The sequence below is a fragment of the Spirillospora sp. NPDC000708 genome (assembly GCF_040299565.1).
Taxonomy (GTDB): domain Bacteria; phylum Actinomycetota; class Actinomycetes; order Streptosporangiales; family Streptosporangiaceae; genus Spirillospora.
The window spans coordinates 214,160-236,070 of the sequence record NZ_JBEPCJ010000002.1 but is presented as its reverse complement, the minus strand read 5'-3'; the positions used below and the strand labels follow the sequence as shown (position 1 = coordinate 236,070).

General features: G+C 69.8%; 17 protein-coding genes and 2 pseudogenes. 13 read left to right on the top strand and 6 right to left on the bottom strand.

Going from position 1 to position 21,911, the window contains the following annotated elements:
- Window positions 1–46 precede the first annotated feature (46 nt).
- Window positions 47–822: pseudogene (locus ABT299_RS02665) on the top strand (enoyl-CoA hydratase).
- The gene (locus tag ABT299_RS02660) at window positions 819–1,622 is read left to right on the top strand and encodes an enoyl-CoA hydratase/isomerase family protein (RefSeq protein ID WP_500249539.1); all 804 of its coding nucleotides are present in this window, start codon (window positions 819–821) and stop codon (window positions 1,620–1,622) included. Before ABT299_RS02665 ends, ABT299_RS02660 begins: the two are co-directional and overlap by 4 nt.
- Window positions 1,623–1,665: 43 nt before the next feature.
- Here the strand turns inward: ABT299_RS02660 and ABT299_RS02655 are convergent, their stop codons facing one another.
- A complete protein-coding gene (locus tag ABT299_RS02655; protein WP_500249538.1) occupies window positions 1,666–2,334 on the bottom strand; it encodes a TetR/AcrR family transcriptional regulator in 669 nt (222 codons plus the stop codon).
- 106 nt (window positions 2,335–2,440) lie between these two features.
- Here ABT299_RS02655 and ABT299_RS02650 point away from each other — a divergent pair, with 106 nt between their 5' ends.
- The 9 genes from ABT299_RS02650 to ABT299_RS02610 all read left to right on the top strand — a co-directional run bounded on the left by ABT299_RS02650 (window position 2,441) and on the right by ABT299_RS02610 (window position 11,865).
- Entirely contained in the window at window positions 2,441–3,892 is a 1,452-nt protein-coding gene (locus ABT299_RS02650; RefSeq protein ID WP_500249537.1) for an aldehyde dehydrogenase family protein, read from the top strand.
- A gap of 26 nt (window positions 3,893–3,918) precedes the next feature.
- Window positions 3,919–4,737: a mycofactocin-coupled SDR family oxidoreductase gene (locus tag ABT299_RS02645; protein WP_500249536.1), complete on the top strand. Its 819-nt coding sequence runs from the start codon at window positions 3,919–3,921 to the stop codon at window positions 4,735–4,737.
- A gap of 14 nt (window positions 4,738–4,751) precedes the next feature.
- A complete protein-coding gene (locus ABT299_RS02640; protein ID WP_500249535.1) occupies window positions 4,752–5,948 on the top strand; it encodes a cytochrome P450 in 1,197 nt (398 codons plus the stop codon).
- Between the two features lie 95 nt (window positions 5,949–6,043).
- Window positions 6,044–7,042: an alpha/beta hydrolase gene (locus tag ABT299_RS02635; RefSeq protein ID WP_500249534.1), complete on the top strand. Its 999-nt coding sequence runs from the start codon at window positions 6,044–6,046 to the stop codon at window positions 7,040–7,042.
- Window positions 7,039–8,613, top strand: coding sequence for a class I adenylate-forming enzyme family protein (locus ABT299_RS02630; protein ID WP_500249533.1), 1,575 nt, complete (start codon window positions 7,039–7,041; stop codon window positions 8,611–8,613). The genes ABT299_RS02635 and ABT299_RS02630 overlap by 4 nt, the downstream gene beginning before the upstream one ends.
- 657 nt (window positions 8,614–9,270) lie before the next feature.
- The gene (locus ABT299_RS02625) at window positions 9,271–10,080 is read left to right on the top strand and encodes an alpha/beta fold hydrolase (protein ID WP_500249532.1); all 810 of its coding nucleotides are present in this window, start codon (window positions 9,271–9,273) and stop codon (window positions 10,078–10,080) included.
- A complete protein-coding gene (locus ABT299_RS02620; protein ID WP_151594824.1) occupies window positions 10,077–10,631 on the top strand; it encodes a TetR/AcrR family transcriptional regulator in 555 nt (184 codons plus the stop codon). Before ABT299_RS02625 ends, ABT299_RS02620 begins: the two co-directional genes overlap by 4 nt.
- 237 nt (window positions 10,632–10,868) lie before the next feature.
- On the top strand, window positions 10,869–11,015 hold the full coding sequence (locus ABT299_RS02615) for a hypothetical protein (RefSeq protein WP_500249531.1): 147 nt from the start codon (window positions 10,869–10,871) through the stop codon (window positions 11,013–11,015).
- 382 nt (window positions 11,016–11,397) lie between these two features.
- Window positions 11,398–11,865: a transposase gene (locus ABT299_RS02610; protein WP_500249530.1), complete on the top strand. Its 468-nt coding sequence runs from the start codon at window positions 11,398–11,400 to the stop codon at window positions 11,863–11,865.
- Window positions 11,866–13,029: 1,164 nt separating this feature from the next.
- Here ABT299_RS02610 and ABT299_RS02605 read toward each other — a convergent pair.
- Entirely contained in the window at window positions 13,030–14,802 is a 1,773-nt protein-coding gene (locus tag ABT299_RS02605; RefSeq protein WP_500249529.1) for a VWA domain-containing protein, read from the bottom strand.
- Between the two features lie 345 nt (window positions 14,803–15,147).
- Between ABT299_RS02605 and ABT299_RS02600 the strand changes: the two genes are divergently transcribed.
- Complete coding sequence (locus tag ABT299_RS02600) at window positions 15,148–15,654, top strand: TetR/AcrR family transcriptional regulator (protein WP_500249528.1); 507 nt, start codon at window positions 15,148–15,150, stop codon at window positions 15,652–15,654.
- Between the two features lie 196 nt (window positions 15,655–15,850).
- On the opposite strand, the pseudogene ABT299_RS02595 reads toward ABT299_RS02600, so the two are convergent.
- From ABT299_RS02595 to ABT299_RS02580, 4 genes and pseudogenes are all read right to left on the bottom strand, one after another.
- A pseudogene (locus ABT299_RS02595) lies at window positions 15,851–16,321 on the bottom strand (transposase); the annotation flags it as partial.
- Entirely contained in the window at window positions 16,321–16,839 is a 519-nt protein-coding gene (locus tag ABT299_RS02590) for a transposase family protein (protein ID WP_500249527.1), read from the bottom strand. The gene ABT299_RS02590 and the pseudogene ABT299_RS02595, both read right to left, overlap by 1 nt.
- A 664-nt stretch (window positions 16,840–17,503) precedes the next feature.
- Window positions 17,504–18,895 carry an amidohydrolase family protein gene (locus ABT299_RS02585; RefSeq protein WP_500249526.1) on the bottom strand — a complete coding sequence of 464 codons (1,392 nt, stop codon included), beginning with the start codon at window positions 18,893–18,895 and terminating at the stop codon, window positions 17,504–17,506.
- 16 nt (window positions 18,896–18,911) lie between these two features.
- Window positions 18,912–20,165 (bottom strand): CoA transferase, encoded by a 1,254-nt coding sequence (locus ABT299_RS02580; RefSeq protein WP_151594819.1) that lies wholly within the window; start codon window positions 20,163–20,165, stop codon window positions 18,912–18,914.
- Between the two features lie 597 nt (window positions 20,166–20,762).
- On the opposite strand from ABT299_RS02580, the gene ABT299_RS02575 reads away from it, so the two are divergent.
- Complete coding sequence (locus ABT299_RS02575; protein WP_151594818.1) at window positions 20,763–21,797, top strand: enoyl-CoA hydratase/isomerase family protein; 1,035 nt, start codon at window positions 20,763–20,765, stop codon at window positions 21,795–21,797.
- Window positions 21,798–21,911 lie beyond the last annotated feature (114 nt).

Genomic DNA, 21,911 nt, shown 5'->3' with positions numbered 1-21,911 from the left:
CCCGCAAAAGAGTGTTCTGTATCGTCGCCCCATTCCGGGAGGGACCATGACCGACGAGAACATCCTGCTCACGGCGACCACGGGGACGGTGCGGCTGCTCACCCTGAACCGCCCGGCGGCGCGCAACGCGCTGAGCGCCGACCTGAACACCGCGCTCCACCGGGCTCTGGACGAGGCGGACGCCGACGAGTCGGTGAAGGCGGTCGTCGTCACCGGCGCGGACCCGGCCTTCTGCGCCGGGCTCGACCTCAAGGAGGCCGGTGCCGAGGGCGCCGCCTTCTTCCGCCGTTTCCAGGACGCCAACTGCATCGTGCGGATCGGCGAGATGCGCAAGCCGGTCATCGGCGCGGTGAACGCCGCGGCCTTCACCGGCGGCCTGGAGATCGCCCTCGGCTGCGACTTCCTCGTCGCCTCCGAACGGCCGTGTTCGCCGACACCCATGTCCGGGTCGGCGTGCTTCCCGGCGGCGGTCTGACCGCGCGGCTGCCCCGGGTGGTCGGCGCCGCCAACGCCCGCCGCATGTCGATGACCGGCGAGGTCGTGGATGCCACCCGTGCCGAGCGCATCGGGCTGGTCACCGAGGTCGTCCCGCACGGCGGGCTGCTGGACCGGGCGATGGTGCTCGCCCTTGCGGCTGCGGACGTCCCCGTGGAGGCGATGCGGGGCCTGAAGCGCATGTACGTCGAGAGCGACGGACTGCCGGACGACCTGGCCGCCGAGATCGCCATCGCGCGCGCCTACCAGCCGGACTACGACGGCATCGAGGGCCGCCGAGCCGGAATCCAGAGCCGCAACCGCGCGCAGATACAGGAGGAACGTTGAGCGAGATCGTCGTGTCCCGGCCGCGGCCGGGCGTCACCCGCATCGCGATGAACCGGCCCGACCGGCTGAACGCGATGACCGCCGGCATGGTCGAGGGACTGCACGCCGCGCTCGCCGAGGCGGGTGCCGACACGGGCTGCCGGGTGATCGTGCTGACCGGTGCGGGCCGCGGCTTCTGCGCAGGCCTGGACCTCAACGGGTACGGCGAGCCCGAGGGGGCGGACGGTGCCGGGGCGGTGCAGCGCGGGTTGGCCATGCAGCGGCACATCGCCGGGCTGGTGCAGCGGATCCGGCGCCTCCCGCAGCCGGTGATCGCCGAGGTGAACGGTGCGGCCGCGGGCGGCGGCCTCGCGTTGGTGCTGGCGTCCGACCTGCGGATCGCCTCGACGTCGGCGGTGTTCGCCGTGTCGTTCATGCGGGTCGGGTTCTCCGCCTGCGACATCGGCACGTCCTGGATGCTGCCGCGGCTGGTCGGCGCCGGGCGGGCGCACGAGCTGATGATGACCGCGCGCCGGTTCGACGCCGAGGAGGCGCTCCGGATCGGCCTGCTCGCCGACGCCGTCGAGCCGGACGGTCTCGCCGCCCGCGTCGACAAGGCCCTGGACGACCTGCTGTCGATGCCGCCGCTGTCGCTGTCGCTGACCAAGCAGGCGATGTGGCTGTCGCTGGAGATCCCCTCGTTCGACGCCGCGGTCGAACTGGAGAACCGGCAGCAGACGCTGACGATGATGACCGCCGACCAGGCCGAGGCCATGGCCGCGTTCGTGGAGAAGCGCGCCCCCGACTACCACAACCGCTGACAGGAAGCCGTGCCGGGAGCGGTGGCCCGGCCGCCGCGCCGGGCTACCGCTCGAGCAGGCGCATGGCGAGGTCGACCGCCGTCGTACAGCGCGCCTCCATCTCGGCCTCGCTCACGAGCGGCTGCTCAAGGCCGTGATTGAGGACCCTCATCACCATCGCTCCGTAGAGGCATTCGACAACCGGCTCCACGGCCGCCTCGTCGATGTCGTCGCCGCGTTCGCGCGCGCGGTCGAACACCCGGCGTGCGGCCTGACGGTGCCGCTGGGCCAGTTCCCTCGCGACGTGCGTGTAGGCGGGGTTCGCGATGGCGTCGACGGTGATCCGGAATGTCGCGTAGCCGACGGGGTCGAGCAGGAAGCGCAGCAGGTTCGTCGCGAGCCGGATCAGGTCGCCTCGGAGCGATCCGGTGTCGACGTCTTCGATCCCCTTGGAGCGCGCCCGGACGCCGTCGACGAGCAGGGCGTCCCGGTCGGGCCAGCGCAGGTACACGGTGGACTTCCCGACTCCCGCACGGCGGGCGACGCCGTCGATGGTGAAACGGGCCGGTCCGCGTTCGAGGAACTCGTCGATCGCGGCGTCGAGGATGCGCTGCTCGAGCACCGGGTCACGCGGTCGCCCGGGACGTTTGCGGATCGCGGTGGCCTCGGTCGTCTGTTCGCCGCTGAAGCCGGACATCCCGTCCATCACACCACGTCCTTCCAACACCGTCACGCCGTGCACGATATTTCCGACGATCTCGTCCGTAACTCTTGACATGTGCCCCCGATCACACGAGATTGATTACTCAGTTAACTTAGTCATTCTCGAGGAGGGGTACGTGCCCGACGTCGATCGCACGCCGCCGAAGGTCCACCTCCGGATCAACGGCGAGAAGCGCGAGCACGGGTCCGGTGGGACCTACGACCACATCAGCCCGGTCACCGAGCAGGTGGACGCCCGCATCCCGCTCGCCGGCAAGGAGGAGATCGACCTCGCCGTCGCCAGGGCGCACGAGGCCTTCCAGACATGGAAACGCATGTCGCCCGCGCAGCGCCGGGCGCCACTGAACAAGCTGGCCCACCTGATCGAGGCGAACGCCGCGGAGTTCGCCCGGCTCGGCGCCCTCGACAACGGAACCCCGGTGACCGTCGGCTCGGCGTTCCCCGTGACCTCCGCCGAGTGGACCCGCTACTACGCGGGATGGGTCGGCAAGATCCAGGGAGACGTCACGGGCGATCCCGTCCAGGACGGCGAACTCGGCTACACCCTCGCCCAGCCGTACGGTGTGATCGGGATCATCATCACCTGGAACGGGCCGCTGATCTCGCTCGCCATGAAGATCCCGCCCGCGGTCGCGGCCGGCAACACGGTGGTCGTCAAGCCGTCCGAGCTGACCCCGTTCAGCGGTGAGCTCTTCATGGACCTCGTCGAGGAGGCGGGCTTCCCGCCCGGCGTCATCAACGTCCTTCCCGGCACGGCGGAGGCCGGTGCCCGGCTCGTGGCGCATCCGCTGGTGAAGAAGGTGAGCTTCACGGGCGGCCCGGCCACGGCCACCAAGATCCTGGAGACCTGCGCGCCCGACATGAAGCCGGCGGTGCTGGAGCTGGGCGGCAAGTCGGCGAACATCGTCTTCGCGGACGCCGACCTGGACGCCGCGTGCCGGCTCGGCACGACGCTCTCGCTGATCGCGCTGTCCGGCCAGGGATGCGCCTTCGCCACCCGCATGATCGTCCACGAGGACGTCCACGACCAGGTCGTCGAGCAGGTGAAGGCGATCGCCGAGAACATCCCGATCGGAGATCCGCTCGACCCGGCGACCATGTCCGGACCGGTCGTCAACGAGGCCGCCGTCGAGCGGATCACTGGCATGATCGAGCGCGCCAAGGAGCAGGGCGCGACCCTGGTGACCGGCGGCGCCCGGATCGACCGCGACGGCTACTTCATCCAGCCGACGGTGTTCACCGGCGTCGACCCGGAGTCCGAACTCGCGCAAACCGAGGTCTTCGGCCCGGTGCTCGCGATCTTCAAGTTCTCGACCGAGGAAGAGGCGATCGCGCTCGCCAACGGCACGCGCTACGCCCTCTCCTCCTACGTCCAGACCAAGGACCTCGCGCGGGCGGTCCGCGTCGCCGCCGAGCTCGATGCCGGCGAGACCCTCGTCAACGGTGCCGCGAACCTGCAGGTGGGCCGCCCGTTCGGTGGCTTCGGCCTGTCCGGGACGGGCAAGGAGGGCGGCCGGCAGGGCATCGAGGAGTTCGTCCGCATCCGCAGCGTCGGCATCGCCGTCTGACCGCAAGCCCAAGAGGAGAGAACACCATGACCGGAAGCCTTGAAGGGCGCGTCGCCTTCATCACCGGTGCAGCCCGCGGCCAGGGTCGTGCGCACGCCGTACGCCTGGCCCGGGAGGGCGTCGACGTCATCGGACTCGACATCTGCGAGGACATCGCCAGCTTCGACTACTCCTGCGCCACCTGGGAGGAACTGGAGGAGACCGCCGCCCTGGTCGCGAAGGAGGGGCGGACGATGGTCATAGGCAAGGCCGACGTCCGCGACCCGGCGGCCGTGAAGCAGGTCTTCGACGACGGGTACGCGCGGTTCGGCCGCGTCGACATCGTCATCGCCAACGCCGGAATGATCCGCTACGGCGAACCCGAGAACCCCGTTCAGGAATGGCAGGACACTCTCGACGTCATCCTCACCGGTGCCTTCAACACCGTGCAGGCCTCGATCGACAAACTCGTTGAGGGCGGCAACGGAGGATCGGTCGTCCTGGTGAGCTCCAGCGCGGGCCTCAAGGGCACTGGCAGCCCTCTGCCCTCGGCGCAGGCCTACACCGCGGCCAAGCGCGGGCTGGTTGGCTATATGCAGGTGCTCGCCCAGCAGTACGCGGAGCACTCGATCCGGGTCAACACCATTCACCCGACCGGTGTGGTCTCGGGCATGACCACCAACGCGGCGATGATGAAGATGGCCGCCGACCCGAACACCAACATCGCGGCCATGCAGAACCTGCTGCCGATTCAGATCCTCCAGCCGGAGGACATCGCCAACGCGGTGGCCTATCTCGTCAGCGACGAGGCGGCTTTCATCACCGGCACCCAGTGGGCGCTGGACGCCGGTTTCTCGGTGCACTGAGAAAGAAGGCGGACATGTCTCTTACCGACCACCGCATCGTGGGAACGGGCTCGGTCGAGGCGGCCGGTGACCGGTTCGACGTGCTTCGCGCGCGTCATCGGATCGTCAAGGTCGAGGAGCCGGAGCGCACGTACTGGATGGTGCTCGGCCACGACCTGACGCGCGAATGCCTACAGAACCCGGATGCGTTCTCCAGCGAGATCATCACGCCGCTGAACCCGGATCCGCCGTTCAGGATGATCCCGATTCAGCTCGACCCGCCTGAGCACACCAAGTGGCGCCGGCTGATGGCGCGGTACTTCTCACCGCGCCAGATGGCGTTGCTCCGTCCCAGGCTCGAGCAGCGGACGAGGGAACTCGTGGCGGAGATCGCGAGGGAGGGGGAATGCGATTACGTCTCCGAGTTCGCACTCAAGCTCCCGACCGTCATGTTCCTGGAGATGATGGGCCTCCCAGTCGAGGAGCTTGCGACCTTCCTCGAGTGGGAGAAACTCGCGCTGGCGCCGAGCGAGGACGGGACGTTCGACGCCGACCGCCAGGCCGCCGGGATCCTTTCCGTGGTCGGATATTTCCACATTGAGATAGCGCGCATGCGCGGCGGCGGTGCCCGCGACGACCTGCTCTCCCAGATGATGGAGTGGGAGCTGGACGGCGTCCCGGTCGCGGACGACGCCCTGGTCAACTGCTGCGTGCTGTTGTTCTTGGCGGGCCTCGACACGGTCGCGATGAGCCTGTCCTTCGCGATGCATCACCTCGCCACCCACGACGCGGACCGTGAGCATGTCGCGGCGGTCGCCGCCGCGGGCGGTTCCATGCACGAGATCGTCGAAGAGATGCTGCGCTTTTACGCGGTCCCCGAGATCGGCAGGAAGGTCGCCCGGGACATCGAGATCGACGGTCACCTCCTCAGGGCCGGCGACCTCGTCCTCTTTCCATTGGTCGCCGGGAACCGCGACGACGCGTTGGTCACCGACGCCGGCGAGGTGGATCTGCACCGTGGCCGTACCACTCCGCACCTGGCCTTCGGCGGAGGACCGCACCGCTGCCTCGGCTCGCACCTGGCCCGCATCGAAATGGACATCGCGCTTCGGGGATGGCATGAGGTCATTCCCGAGTACAGGTTCGTGCCCGGCGAGACACCGCAGGCGTACTGGTCCAACGTGCACGGCCTGCTGGGACTCCGGTTGTCCGGCTTCGGGGGAGCCGGGTGAGACGAGGGCCCGGACCGAGACGACTAAGCTTACTACGTTGACGTAGATGGCTTTCTTTGTCGAGAATGCGCCCTACCCGATCAGAGGAGGCCCCCGTGGGACCACTGGACCAGTGCTTCGACGTCACCGGGGAGGCGGGGTCCGGCAAGCCCCTGAGCCAGACGGCCTGGATCTTCGTGCCGGACGACCCCGCCGAGGTGAAGGGGGCCATCCTGTGCCTGGCCGGCGGCACCTACGACAAGAGGTACTGGCATCTGGAGGTCCCCGGCCACGATGGCTACAGCTTCGCCCGGCATCTCGCCGGGCGGAATCATGTCGTCATCGCCCTCGACCACCTCGGTGTCGGCGGCAGCAGTGACCCGGCCGCTTCAGCCGTCGATCTGGAGATCCTCGCTGACGGCGACGCGGCCGTCGCCGCCCAGATCAGGGCGCGACTGGACCGCGGAACGCTCGTCCCGGGACTGCCGCCCCTGCCGGATCTCCCGCTGATCGGGGCAGGCCACTCGATGGGAGCCTGCCTCACCACGATGGTCCAAGCGCGGTCCGGACCGTATGACGCCGTCGTGCTCCTGGGCTACGGCGTCGACATCACCAACGTCCACGATGAGCAGGTCACCTCCGAGGCCCTCGAGGAACGCGTCGAGGAAAGCGAGGCCATCTTCCGTGCGACCACGGGAACGGCTCCGGACGCGACGTCGGCGATCGTGCCGCGCGAGCCGTTGCGGTCGCTGTTCCACGGCCCCGACGTACCCGACGAGGTCGTCCGCGCCGATGACGCGGCGCAATCCCGGGTGCCGGTCCGCGCGGCCTCCGAGGTCACGACCCCGGGCTTTGTCCGCCGGTACGCCGAAGCGGTCGACGTACCGGTCTTCCTCGGGTTCGGGCAGGTCGATGTCTCACCCGACCCGCACGCGGAACCCGCCTGTTATCGCGCCTCCCGCGACGTGACGCTGGTGGTCGTCGAGGGATCGGGCCACTGCCACAACTTCGCGGGCCGCAGGCGGGAGCTCTGGAACCGCATCGCGTCCTGGGCGGACACGATCGCGTCGCGGCGCATGGCGGCGGCCGGCGACCGGAAGGGCGGAGTGCGATGACGGTCGAGAACACGGCCGAGGTCCAGCCGGGCGCCGGCCCCGCCCACCTGGCGGCCGCGCTACGGGAAGGCGCGGCGCGACGCCCCGCCGCCCTGGTCTTCCACAGCGAATCCGGGACGACCGAGACCACGTCGCCGGAGGTCATCGAACGGGCCGGCCGGGTCGCCGCCGGGCTCGCCGCGCTCGGCGTCCGGCCCGGAGACGTCGTCGGCTTCCAGTTGACCAACCGCGTCGAGAACGCGGTCGTCCACGCCGCCGTGCTGCTGTGCGGCGCGGTCGCGTTGCCGATCGTGCCGATCTACAAGCCGCGAGAGATCTCCTTCATCCTGCGCCAATCCGGAGCCGCCGCGCTGATCGCTTTTCCAGGGGCGGCGGCGGACGTGCTGGCCGTCCGGAAGGAACTGCCCGGTCTCCGCGCCGTCATCGCCGTCCCCGACGGCGGCGACGCTCCGGTGCCGCCGGGCGCCACCGCGTGGACGGAACTGGAGTCGGCCGGAGCCCTCGCGGCATCTGCTCCCGCATCGCCGGACGAGGTGGCCGTTCTGGTCTACACGTCCGGCACCACGGCCGAGCCGAAGGGCGTTCAGCACACCCACCGGACGCTCCTGGCGGAAATGGCCACGCTGCCGGGCCTCCGCCGCGACGCGGACGGCGTCGTCTACCTCGACGCATTCCCTCCAGGCCATGTCGCCGGACTGAACGTCGTCCTGCGCGCGATGATCCATGGACTTCGGACCGTCTTCATGGAGCGCTGGAGCGCCGAAGCCGCGCTGGATCTCATCCACCGCCACGGCGTCACGTCTTCGGCGGGCGTCCCGTTCCACCTGGCGGCCCTGCTCGACGCGGCGGAACGCACCGGACGCGGCACCGGAACCCTGCGCGACTACCTCGTCGGCGCGGCCAGCGTTCCGCCCGTGCTGGTCGAACGCGCTGAACGCGCAGGCGTCTCCGCCTACCGCTCCTACGGATCAAGCGAGCACCCGACGATCAGCTCCGGCACCCCCGGCGACCCGCTCGCCAAACGCGCGCGCACCGATGGCCGCCCGATGCCCGGTAACGAGGTTCGCATCGTCGACGCCCAAGGTCGCGATGTGCCACCCGGCCAGGACGGCGAGATTCTCTCCCGCGGTCCCGAACTGTTCCCCGGCTACCGCGACGCGGCTTTGAACGCGAAGACCTTCACCTCGGACGGTTGGCTCCGTACAGGGGACATCGGACGAATGGACGAGGAAGGCTATCTGACCGTCACCGACCGGTTGAAGGACATCATCGTCCGAGGCGGAGAGAAGATCTCGTCCAAAGAGGTCGAGGACCTGCTTGCGGCGCATCCTTCGGTCGCCGAGGCCGTCGCCGTCGCCGAGCCTGACGAGCGCTACGGCGAACGCGTCTGCGCGTTCACGGTCCTGCATCCTGGCGCCTCCCTCGACCTTGACGCCGTTCGAGCGCACTTCGCCGCCGCAGGAGCCGCCCGGCAGAAGACCCCGGAGCGTTTGATCGTAGTCGACACCCTGCCGCGGACTGCGGCAGGAAAGGTCCGCAAAACGGAACTCAGGGCAACGCTCAACCCGTAAGCGCTCGGATCGACCCGCGGACGCCGACGGACGCCGCCCCATCCCCAGGAAGCCGCCGTGCCGTCGACGAAACACCCTCTTATCACCCCGCCCGAGCGGACTGAGGGGCTCCGGCCATGTGGAGCGTGAAGACCCGGGCCCCCTCTCGGGCTCTGGGAAGCCAGGCCCTCACCATGAACAGGTCCGTGCTGCGCTGGTACTCCTGGCAGGAACGCCCGCCGTTGGCGATATGGAACTGGCCGGCAGGTGCCGATGTCTGCTCAGGCGGTGGGGAGCGAGGGCCGGATTCCCGTGACGAACAGGTCGAGGCCGGCGGTGAAGGCAAGGTCGCGGCGGGAGCGGGGCCATCGCGCGAGCGGCTCTTGCGGGACTGTTCCTCAATGGTGAAGCCGTTGGCGTAGGCCAAGACGGTGTCGAGAGAGAGCAGGGCCGTCTCGGCAGGAACGCCCGCGGCGGTCAGTGCGGTGATGAGGTCACCGATGACGGTGCGCCTCGTCACCGGCGCCTGCGGCGTCGCCTGAAGCGGAGGGCTGGACCGGCCGGGCCTGACACTTCGGCCCGTGTTCCAAGCCACACAGCGATGGTGTCCGCGCTCGGACAGGGAGTAGTCTGGCCATCGAGTGACCGACCGGTCGGTCAGTGAAGAGGAGATGCAGGATGCCTTTCGTCCGAAGTAGAGCGGGGCAGGTGTTCTATGCCGAGCAGGGCCGTGGCCGACCGGTCGTGCTGTTGCACGGCGCACTGCACGACCACACCGACTTCGACGCGGTGGCCGGGCCTCTGGCGGCCGCCGGCCATCGCGTGCTGGCCGTGGACTGGCCAGGTCACGGTCGTTCCGAGATGCCGGCCGGGGGGCCTCGGTTGGTGACCGCGCCGCTGCTCGCGGGCGTTCTCGCCGATCTCGTCGCCGAGCTGGACCTGGATAGGGCCGTGTTCGTCGGCAATTCGGTCGGCGGGTACGCCTCGGCCAGGCTCGCGCTGGACCACCCGGACCGGGTCGCCGGGCTGGTCCTGGTCAATGCCGGCGGGTTCGTCAAGGTCCCCCGCCTCGCGGCCCGAGCCCTGGGGGTCCGGACCGTGAACCGGGCGGTGTTCCCCCGGCTCGTTCCCCGGTACATGAAGCCGGACAGCGACCGGCTCCGCGCCATCACCCGCCGGGTCCAGGACAGGGCGCGCAGCAGGACGGGCGCCGCCGTGTCCGCCGCGCTGTGGCGCAGCATCGCCGATCCGGCCTACGACCTGCGGGCCGACGGGCCCCGGCTCGGTGTACCTGTGCTGCTGGCCTGGGGGGCCCGCGACATCATCCTCCCCATGCCGGCCGCACGGGAGACGCAGGCGGCGATACCGGATGCGGACCTGCGGACGATGGAGACCGGGCACGTGCCCTTCGCCGCCGATCCGGACGGCTTCCTGGGTCTGGTACTGCCCTTCCTCGAATCGGAGGAGACCGCCGGGAGCGCGCAGTGAGCACCGGCGTCCGGCAGCAGCGCGCGGCGGCCACGCGAGAGCAGCTCATTACCGCCGGCCTGTCCCTGGCAGAGCGGACGGGCCTGGCAGGCATGAGCGTCAACCTCATCGTCGCTGAGGCGGGTGTGGCCAAGGGCACCTTCTTCCACCACTTCGGCGACCGGTCGCAATTCCTGCTGGCGCTGCACACCGAATTCCACGACCGCGCGTTCGCAGAGATCGACAAGACGATCGCGGGAATGGCACCGGGCCGAGACCGGCTGCTCACCGCCGCGAACGCCTACCTGGACGAATGCCTGCGCCATCGCGGTGTCCGCGCACTCCTGCTGGAGGCCCGCGTCGACCCCGCCATCATCGAGGCGATCGCGTCCCGGAACAGCAAGGTCGTCCAGCTGACCAGTCCCGACTTCGCCGCCATGGGCCGGGCGCACCCCGAGCCGAGCGCAGCCATGTGGAACAGCGCCGTCGTGGAGGCCGCCATCCTCGAACTCAACCAAGGCGGCCACCAGCCGGACATCCGAGCCGCGCTGGCCCAGTTCCTCCCCGCATGATAGGTGTCGGCGGCGCCCTGGCCGTGCCGATAGGCCAGATGCGCGGTGAAGATCCGGCTCCGCGCTCACCTCGTTCGTGACCTGGGCGCAGCGCAATGAGGTCCTGGCCACCAACCCCGCCCGCCGCCTCCAGCGGCGCAAGCCCGCCCGCCGCGGCGACCGCGCCATCCCCGCCCCCGCCTGGACAAACTGTTCACCGACGACAGCCACCCGCTACGCGAGCGCGTCCTGTGGCGGATGCTGTACGAGACCGCGGCCCGGGCCCGGGCGTGGGAGATCCTCTCGCTCAACATCGAGGACCTCGACCTTGAGTTCCGCTGCACCCGCGTGACCTCCAAGGGCGGCGCGATCGAGTACGTCCACTGGCAGACCGGCACCGCGTGAACGTCCTCTGGGCCCTCATACGAGACCGGCGCTGCACCAATCGCCCTCGGCTCAGCCCGCCGCTGCTTGACCGAAGACATTGGGAAGTCCACCCGGCCGCTAACGGTGGTTTGTTGGATCAGGGCTCTGTGTGGGTAGGTGTTGTGGTGGCCGCGCCTTGGCCTTGTGTGGAGTGAGTCGTGGTGACCAGGGCGAAGCGGTGTCCGCCGGCGCCGGGGCCGTTGGAGGGGTATGCGGCCCGGTTCGATGATCTGTTTTCGCATCTGGCGCAGCGGCGGGGGTTCCGGGAGTATCTGGCCGGGCTGCTGGCGCCGCGGGAGCGAACAAGACGCTGACCTGCCTGGCCGGCGCCGAGCCGGTGGTGGGTGCGCAGCATCGGGCGGTGCAGCGGCTGCAGTTCTTCCTGAGCGAGTCGTGCTTGGACGCCGATCGGGTCAACGACCGGCGGTTGGAGTTGTTGCTGGATGCTGCCTCGACGGCTCCGCACGGGGACGGGATGCTGGTCATCGACGATTCGGGTGACCGCAAGGACGGTGCTGCCACCGCGCACGTGGGGCGGCAGTGGCTGGGTCGCTACGGCAAGACCGACAACGGGATCGTCACCGTCACCATGCTGCGGGCCGATGAACGCATCTACTACCCGCTGCACGCCCAGCCGTACAGGCCCGCCAGGCACTTCCCCAAAGGTAAGAACGACCCGCCTTTCGCACCAAGCTGCAGATCGCGGCGGGTTTGGCCCGAAGGGTCGACCATGCGGGGTTCGGTTTTCGGGCGGTGGCCGCCGACAGTGCCTACGGCGACCAGGACAACTTCCGAGGCGAACTACGTAGGGCCGGGTTGCCGTTCGTGATGGCCCTCAAACCGCGACACGGCGTTTGGGCCTACGGCTCCGACGCCTACATCCCGGCCGACGCAGCCCGCATCCTGGACTGGGGCGGCCCTGAACGTCGGGGCGACTGGCTGCCGATCGATCGTCGTTTCCGGGACGGGCACACCGAGCAATGGTGGGCTGCCGAGGCCACGCTGGGCTGGTGGGGCCCCGACGGGCACACCCGCCTGGTGGTGGCCACCGCCGACCGGGCGCCCTGCCGGCCAAGGCCACCTGGTACCTGGCCACCAACCTGCCCCGCCACGGCGGGCCCCACGACCCCGCACGCGGCGGCGACAGCCCACACCCTGCCGCCGACCTGGCCGAACTCGTCCGGATCTACGGCATCCGCCACTGGATCGAGCAGTCCTACAAACAGATCAAGGACGAACTCGGATGGGCCGACTTCCAGGTCCGCTCCGACACCGCGATCCGCTGCCACCAGATCCTGGTCAACTGCGCGTGCAGCTTCTGCTGGAACACCTGGTTCGCCGATCCGCGACACCCTCCGCCCCCACCCCGACCAGCCACCGCCACCTCTGCAGAGAGGGGGCCCCACCCCCGGGCCCCAACAGACCCGCCCCTTTTCCGACACGTCACTGGCCCCGAACTGCCCCCACACGCTCCGCGCCGTCCGATCCTGGCTGATCCCCGCCATCACACTCACTCGCTGGTGGAAGGCATGGTCGAACACGCCCCCACCCACTGAACTCCAAGAACTAATCGACAAAGTCTCCGCAGGTCACGGCCTGCACCTCATACATCCCACCTTGATTCAACAAACCACTGCTAGTTACCAGTGAGCGACGCGGAGTAGTCGTCAGCGTGTCGGGGGGGCTCGGTGAGGGTGTCATCCGGATTGCTCTTGAGGATGTCGGGCCATAGGTCTCGGTGGGGGGTGGGTGGAAGGTCTTCGCCGAGGCGAGCGAGGCGAGGTGGCGCTCTTCGTAGCGGAGGCTGAACAGCACGTCGGGGTGGACGCCGGTGCGGTGGGGCCGGTGTCTCTGTAGAGGATCTCGACCTCTTTTAGCGAGGCGACCGCGGCTGGCTGTCCTGCCCGCGCACCGAGCGGCCGTTCGAGATCGCCACTGCCACTGTGACCCGCACGGGTAGGGCTGGACCCTCGCCAACACGCGTCCGGTGGCGTCATGGGCAGTGCGGCGCGCAGACGCGGCGAGAGATGGCTTGGGCGAAGATGGTCTGCATCTGCTGTGGAGAGTTGATCTGGAAGGTCTGGCCTTGGACGACTTGAGCGATGCGGGCCAGGGCGGTGGTGTCGGTGCCGGCGCCGATGCCGAACATCATGACCTGGACGGGTCGGGTGGGGTCGGCTTGGCGGCGCAGGGCGTCCAGGGTGTGCTGGAGGGTGGGACCGGCGGGGTCGTCGTTGCGGCCGTCGGTCCACAGCGCGACCGTATTGACGAACTCGGGTTTGTAAGAGCGCTGCATTTCCTTGTAGGCGGCGAGGACCGTGGCGTACAGACCGGTGTCGCCGTGGGTCTTGACCTTCAGCGCACTGAAGGCGGTCAGGCCGAGCTGGCGGCGGGTGACCGATCCGAATCGCTGGCTCAGGGGGCCGACGTCGATCAGCTGTTTCCAGGGCCGGTGGCCGTCCAGGTCGGTGGAAAACTCCCAGAGGCCGACCTCAGAGTCGTCGGAGAACAGGGCCAGGCTCTGTTGCATGGCCGCCGTGGTCGCCTCCAGGCGGCTGGTACGGGAAGCGATGTGCTGGTTCATGGAGCCGGAGATGTCGACCACGGCCAGCAGCCGGATTCCCAGTGACAGTTGCGCCCACGCCTGCAGGATCTGTGCGACCTGGTCGGGCGGCGGGGCGGGCAGGAGCTGGGGGGATTGGGGGCTGATGCCGATGAGGGCATCGAAGCTCGCGGGGGCCTGCCCGTCGGGGGTGCGGAATCCGCTGGACAGGATGTCGCGGCGGGTCTGCTGTGAGGCCAGTGCGCGTTCCAGCAGCCCGGCCGCCGCGCGTCGTTGGTCCAGGTGCCGGTTGTGCAGCGCGTCCAACTGTTGGGGGGCCAGCGGGCGGCGGCCGGGGCGGGTGACGCGAAGGACGGGGTAGTCCATGGTCAAGGTTCCCTCGACGGGCTGCACGGCGACCTGCGGGTCGGTGGGGACGTCGCGGTTGTGGACGTACACGGCCTGCTCGGGGGCCAGGATGAAGGTGGGGTCGCGGTGGTTCCCGGTGAGCGCGTCGTTCACGGTGGGCGCCTGGTGTTCGCGCAGCGCCCGTGCGATGCCACTGAACTGGGCGCGCTGGGCCGGGTCGTTGCCGGTGAGGGTGGCGGCGACCGTCAGCGCGGTGATCCCGGCGCCGGTGCGGGTGGGGTCGGGTATCTGCACCTGCACCGGTGAGGACGCCGGCGAGCCCGGCGGGGCGGTCTGGGTGGCCGCGCCCTTCAGCATGATCTTCCAGGAGGGGACGGCGAGGAACTCCTGGCCCGCGGTGCGGCCGGCCAGCCGCCGCGGCAGCGCCGCCACCAGCGGTGTGCTGGCGATGCGCGTACCGGAGGGGATCAGCGCCGAGCGCTGAGCGGCCGGGATCAAGGCCGTCCACAGGTCGGTGTCGGGGATCCACACGTCGGGGCGGACCGTGCCGAGTCTGGGCACCGCCTGCCCGGCCAGCAGTTCGGCGATGTCGGCGGACTGGGCGGTCCGCACCCGGATCCGCAGGCAACTCCCGGCCGCCTTGGCGTGCCCTGAGGTGGCGCGGCGCGCGGCCCGCGCCACGATCGGCGCGATGGCCGGATCGGCCGCCACGTTCAAGGTCAGCGACGGCGAGCCCCCGGCGCAGCCCAGACCGAACGCGCTAGCGACCCGGTAGACGCTCACCACCAGCACCAGGGCCAGCACGGTCGCTCCGGCCAGCGGCAGCAGGAACGCCCGCCGCCGACCCCCAAACACCCGCCGGGTCAAGGCCGGCCGCGGCGGCCCTGCCGCACCCGCCTCGCCCCGGCCGCCGAGCCGCCGTAGCCGAGACTTGCGGTGCCGGGGAGCCGCCTCGGCGTGATAATGCTTCGGGCGCATCCGGTTCAGGCGCATGGGGTGGGGTCCGCTCTGTGCAGTGGGCTGCCGGTGTCGCCGCCGTCCCCCGACGCGATGCGTCCGTGCGCGAGGCCGAGCACATCAGGCGAGTTGTAAAGAACCCTTCCTTTAATCTGGCAGGTGCCAGATTAATCTCATCCCGGCCGCCGTCAAGGGCCGGGCCGAGTACGGCCATCACCACTCCTGGTGGCTACAGTGGACGCGGTGAGGGCGCGAACGGCAGGCGGGCAGGAAACAGACATCCTGCGCCAAGGCCTGGCGGCATTCGTCGAACTCGGCTACGACGCCACCTCGACCCGGCTGCTGGCCAAACGACTGGACGTCAGCCACAACTTCATCAACGACCGCTACGGTTCCAAGGCCGAGTTCTGGGAGGCCGCGGGCGGGTACGCGCTGGAGCGGATGCGCGAGCGGCTCACCGACGTCCTGGACACCGACTTCGACGACGACGCCAAACGCCTCACCGCCCTGGTCCGGCGCTTCTACCGCGAGATCGCCCTGGACCCCGGTCTGAACCGGGTCCTGGTCCTGGAGAACACCCAGAACTCACGCCGCGCCAACTACCTGCAAGAACAGTACGCCGCGCCGATGTACACGGCCCTGGCGCCCTGCCTGAACAACCTCATGACCGCCGGCCGCATCCCCCGCGCCCCCAAACGCCTGTACTTCCTGGCCGTCATGGGCCCGATCAGCGCCCTGATGAACCAATAGCACGCCGACGGCGGCCCACTCGGCACCGACGACCTACTCACCGCCGCCGCCGCACTCGCCGATATAACCCTGCACGGACTCACCCCCGCCCCCTGACGCCCTGCCACCACGCAACACTGACAATTGATCCGCCAAAGCCACTGACAAATTCTTCGGGGACTGTCTGAAAGTTTGTGGGTGAGGTGGTGATCGGTTTTCAGTTCAGGGTGATGCGGTCACCGTAGTGCAGGGAGAGCGCGTTCAGCGCTGCCTTCCATCCGGTGGTATTGCCGGTCATGTTGGGTCGGCCTTTCAGGGGTTGGCGGATGACCAGGTAGAGGACCTTGAGGGCGGCCTGCTCGGTGGGGAAGTGTACGCGGCGGCGGGTGGCCTGGCGGAACCGGGAGTTCAGGCTTTCGATCGCGTTGGTGGTGTAGACGATCTTGCGGATCTCGGCCGGGAACGCCAGGAACGGGGTGAAGGTCGGCCAGGCGTCCCGCCGCAGCCGGACGATCGCCGGGTAGCGGGTGCCCCACTCGGTTTCGAAGTCGGCGAACCGCTGCTCGGCGGCGGCCTCGGTCGGGGCGGTGTAGATCTGCCGCAGATCCCTGGTGAGCCAGCTCCGGTGCGCCTTGGACGCATACCGCAGCGACGAGCGCACCAGGTGCACCACGCATTGAGGTTTTGTCAGCGGCTTTCAACCGATCCGGCGATACTCGAAGAGCATGAGGACGTGTGCGGGGCGGACGATGTCCCCGATTCTGCTGGGCTGAGGGTGGTGTGCTTGAGTGCGGTCCAGCGTTCGGTGACAAGGGCGAAGCCGCGTTCGACGTGGCATCGCAGGAATCGTTGCAGGCGGTTGTGGCAGCGGTTGTCGATCGCCAGGACGTTGCCGCCGGTGGGGTTCTTGAAGGGGACGATGATGCCGTGGCCTGCGCCTTGGTGGCCGGGGTCGGCAAGGACGGGGATCGTCTTGGCGTAGGGATACAGCGTCGGCAGGACCAATGCCCGGGCCGCTTGGAGGTCCACGACTCCGCTGGGCAGGACGTCGCTGAACCAGATGGGGAAGCCGTCCGGTTCGGACAGCATCTGGACTTGGACGCCGAAATCGCCGGTCTTCCCGGAGAACCAGGCGTCGATCGTTTCGCCCTGCACGCTCACGGTCTTGTGGCGGCACCGGTCGGTTACGAAGATCTTGCCGTCCATCTCCAGGTGCGGCAGCCCGTCGGCGACCGCCTTCTCCAGGGCCCTGGTGCAGGCTGGCGGCGCGGTCGGCCAGGACGTCGATGGCCTCGTGCAGGTACCGGTAGGCGGTCGACTGCGACAGCCTGAAGGCGGCGCCGTGCAGGGTGATGTTCGGCTTGTCCCGGAACCAGGCGATCGCGAACAGAGCCCGCTTCCAGCAGGTCAAGGATCGTGTTCCCTTCCTGGTCCCGCGTGCCCGGCGTTCGGCGCGCAGCAGGGCCACGAAGCGGATCAGTTCGCGGGGGACGTCGAGCATGGCATGATAGGTGACCAACGCGGCGCCTTTCGGTAGTAGGCGAGGACTTGTGGTGAGACCTCTTCTACCGGGGGCGCCACGCTTGCTTCGGGGCATGTCGCCGTGTTCGCGAGTCTGCCCGATTCTACCTGTTACAGCCTGTTAATCCCCGGCGCCCGAATCAAAATCGCTGGGAAAACGTCATTGCCGCGCTGGTGGACGGACAAGATGCTCGCTGGAGACGGCAACGGCTTCCTCGGCTTCTGGGAGGCGATGGTCCGCCGCGAACTCCGCGAGGACCCGACTCTCCTCGACGCTGAACAGAGGACGATTCCGTAGTGATCGCCATGGTCACGTGCGGGATCAGCGCCCTGGACAGCCACGAGGTCGTCAGGGTTCGATGGGGCAACCGGCGATGACGGTGCGGTGGACGGCTTCCGCGTCCGGGCTGTGCAGCGCCTCGGCGAGCGGGACGTGGAGGAGGACCAGATCGGCGGCGGCCCCGGCTCGGATACCACGTGTCCGCCCGCCGAGGTCGTCGGGCGATGTGAGGTAGGACAGCAGGGCGGCGCGCGCAGTGATGGCCTCGTCTCCGTTCACGATCGCTCCGGAGTTGGTGCGGCGGTGCACGGCGCTGTCGATGACCGTCCAGGGGTCGAGAGGTCCATAGGGAGCGTCGCTGGACAACGCGACCGGCACGCCTGCGTCGGAGAGGCGGCGGCAACGGTACAGGTCGCCGTGGTCGAAGGCCGGGACGTTGCGAAGGAAATCGTCGCCCCGGTCGGCGATGAAGCCTGGCTGGGTGACAACGCGTAGGCCCAGCCGGGCCAGCTCTCCGATGGACTCGGCCGGCACGAGCGCGGCATGCTCGATGCGGTCGCCGTCGTGGACCCCGGTCTCGCCGAGCGCCGCGAGGAGCAGCAGCAGTGCCTCGCGCGTGACGCAATGCACGGCCACAGCCCGTCCTCGCTCGTGGGCGTCCGTGATGCGGCCGGTCAGGTCGTCCAGCGACGGGAGGCCCGAGTCGGCCAAGACGATCTTGTAAGGGCCGGTGGTCACCCGCGGATGGCAGGGCGGCGCGGCAGCGAGGGGCACACCGAGCAGATGGACGCGCTGCGGAACGGCGTCGTTCTCGAACGCGGCGATGGTGTCGGTGTTCAGATCCGGGGTGGCGTCGGTGACGCCGGTGATGCCGTACCGCGCCAGTTCGCGTCCGATGGTGTACAGGTCGGTGGCCGCTCCGGCCGGTAGGCAGGCACGGAGCCAGTCGTCGGCGCGCCACAGCCGTCCGGTGGGGGTGCCGTCGGAGGAGCGTTCGATGCCGGAATGGTGCCCGGAGGCCAGGCTCGTCTCGTGTGCCGCGGCGGAGTTGAGCATCCAGAGCGCGCCGCTGCGGTGCTGGATCCTGACGGGGACGTCGGCGCGTAGCGAGTCCAGGCGTGTCGCGTCCAGGTCCCCGGCGACGCTCTCGACGTAGCCGACACCGCGCACCCACCCGGTCTCGTCGGGCACCGCCGAGCGCAGCTTCGCAGACAGGGCGTCCCATCCCTCGACCTCAGGGGGCCCGCACAGGACGGACCTCCTCCACGCCCACAGGGCGTGCAGATGCAGGTGGTGGTCCCACAGCCCCGGGATCAGCGCGCCGCCACGACACTCGATCACCTCGTCGGTGGCTGCCGGCGCGAGATGCGCGCCGATCTCACTGATCCGCTCCCCCGCGACGCGGACGTTCGTCCGCCTGCGCCCGCCGATCTCGGCGTCGCGGAACAGGAGCCCGCTCACCCGAGTGTCCGCGGATTCATGGGAGGGGGATCCCCAGGCTCCGGAGCACCTCGCCCGTGTCGGCGCCCATGGCCGGCGCATCACCGCCGGGTTCGCGGCGCTCCGGAGAAGCGACGGGAACCAGGCCGACTCCGGTTTCGATGGCCCACCCGTCACCGCGGCGGGCGGCCGGTGTGCTGGGGAGCGGCGGACCCGGCTCAAGGGTCGCTGCGACGACATCGGTCATCGACACGTCCCACAGGACGCCGCGTCCGGGCGGTGCGGATGCGGCCAGCACGGCCGCGGTGAGGCCGGTCAGCGGATCAGCGACGGCGTCGCCGCAGAACAGGGGGGACAGGTCCGGGTCGCGGCAGACCAGTCCGGCACCCGCGGCCACGTCGTCGCCGAAGCCGACGCGCTCGGAAGAGCGGCCGTTCGCGGTGATCGAGACCCAGACGGTCCCGGTGGCGACAGCGGCGTCGGCGTCGAGGCCGAAACGGGCCAGGGCGCGCGGGCGGGACGCCTCGATGATGATGTCGGCGGCGTCCACGAGAGCCGCCATCGCGTTGCGGCCGGCCGTGGTCGCCGGGTCGAGTACGACGGAGCGGTGCCCGGCGTGCAGGAGCCGGTAGAAGCCGGGGTCGCCGTACCGGGCGCCGTCCGGGCGGGTGGGCGTCTCGACCTTGACGACGCGTGCGCCCGCCAGGCTGAGGAGGTGCGCGCAGAGAGGGCCGGCCCATAGCGCGCTGAAGTCAACGACCAGTGCGTCCTTCACAGGACGGGGCGCCGCTGGCGCTGGGACGTGTGAGGGCGGTGCCTGTGCGCGCACCGGCCCGGCCGCGATGCCGAGCAGTTCGGCGCGCCCGGCGAGTTCGGCGCCGGTGTGCCCGCGGAGCCAGGCGGAGAGCACCGGCCACGGATCGTCGCGGACGTCGGCGCTGGCGAGCGCGCCGAGGAGCGCCGGGTCGTCGGGACGGGCACACGACACCGCGGCCCAGCCGTCCGCTGTGGGAAGTAGCCGGGACGCACCGCCGGCCGACACCCGTCCACGCCGCACGTGACCTGTGCAGGCGGCGCGCTCGGCCAGCAAGCGCGCGCCATCCAGGCGAGGAGCCCCTGTGGAGCCGGCGAATCGTTCGGCCAGCTCCCGAGCGACGTGCGCGGCGCGGCCGGGAGGCAGAAGGGGCGGGCCGTCCGGGTGCCCCGACAGCACCATCGCGCCGCTCGCGGCCCACGCCGCCGCCACACCCACGTCCGACGCCGCACCCGCGGCCTGCGGCGTGCCGCTCATCGGCGCCGGCCCGAGGCGCCGCCGCTGCGTCCGCGCATGGGCTCCAAGGTCAACGTCAACAAGGCCGAATCCGTCCTGAAGGCCTAGAGCACACTGGAGGGGCAGGTGAGGAGGTTGCGAGCGTCTGCTGCGGACCCCGCTCGGCGAAGCCCTCCTCGAACAGGAGAGTCTCTGCCGTGTCGAGCAGCACCCTCCAATTCCTGGCGTTTCGGGTGCTGAGTCGACTGCGGGCGTCCTGCATCTCGGTCACCGGGGGTGACGCACTCCCGTCCACCATCAGGATCGTAGCGGAGGAGCGACCGACGGCCCTGACCCAGCTGATCGGGCCGTAGTCGAGAGCAATCGGAACTCCACACACAACGAAACAATGGTGTGCGAGTACGGCTCGCGACATCATCGGCAGTGGACAGGCCGGAGTAGACGGCTCAGACCCGGTGCCCAACCGGCGTATGGCGAGGGGATACGAGGTCACCTCCAATTACGCCAGCGTCTCCTCGAGCGCGTCGGTCGCCGCACTCGCCGCTGCACTAGGCGAGGCCCGCTCGACCCCACGCATCAGCAGGAGCCTCAACAACCTGCGTATAGGCTGCCACAGTTATGACCGCATCGGTGACGGCATCCGCGCTCGTGGGTGGCGCTGGCAGAGACCCCCTTCTCGACGAGGACGGCCAGGTAGTCCAACCGCTCTTGACGATCGACCTGGACGACCAGGTAGACGACGCGGGCCGGGCCCTCGCCAGTGCGCGCACGATCGACCGGGTCATGGTCGGTTTCGCGAGCGGGCCGGTCACTGGGCCCGCCAGGGAACTGGCGCGAGCACTGGACGTGACCTTGGTGCCCAAGGGTGCGTCGAGCGGCCGGGAGTTTGTCGGCTGTGAGGAGCCCGCGTCCGAAGCCGCCCTGCTGCGTGCCGCCGCGTCGGCGAACCCGCAGGCCGCGGTTGTGCTTGCGGAGGTGCTGAGGGCGGGCGGCGAGGATGTGACGGCCGGGCTCCACCTGGAGTCGTTCGCCTACTCCACCCTGCTCGGCGGTTCGGAGTTCGCGAGCTGGCTGGATGAGCGAGGGACGCGGCCTTTGCCGCCGCCCGCAGCGGAGCCCGTGCTGGTCGAGCGCGCCGCCGGGCGGTTGCTGATCACACTGAACAGGCCGGAACGCCGCAATGCCTACGGTCGCTTAGTGCGGGATTCGCTCGTCGAGGCGTTGCAGATCGCCGCGCTGGACGACAGCGTGGAGCAGGTCGTGCTCACCGGCGGGGGACCGTCCTTCTCCGCGGGCGGTGATCTCGACGAGTTCGGTACCGCCCCCGACCTCACGACAGCGCATTTCGTGCGCACGTTCGGCGGCGCCGGGCGGTTGCTGCACCAACTCTCCGACCGGGTCGAGGCGCGGCTGAACGGTCATTGCGTGGGCGCCGGAATCGAGTTGCCGGCATTCGCCGGGCGGGTGGTCGCCGCGCCCGGCGCGACGTTCCGGCTGCCCGAGGTCTCGATGGGCCTGATTCCCGGGGCCGGGGGTACTGTGAGCGTCCCGCGCCGCATCGGCCGGTGGCGGACGATGTTTATGGCGCTGTCCGGACGGCCCCTCGATGTGCAGACAGCCAAGACTTGGGGACTCATCGACGAGATCGAATGAACGCCCGCCGCCCTGGCACTGCCACCCCTGTGTCGGCGCCGAGACCGGAAAGTTTGCGACGGTCTGCCACAGCGTCGGCAGCAGACTCGTGACTGACGGACGGCCCAGCGGGGA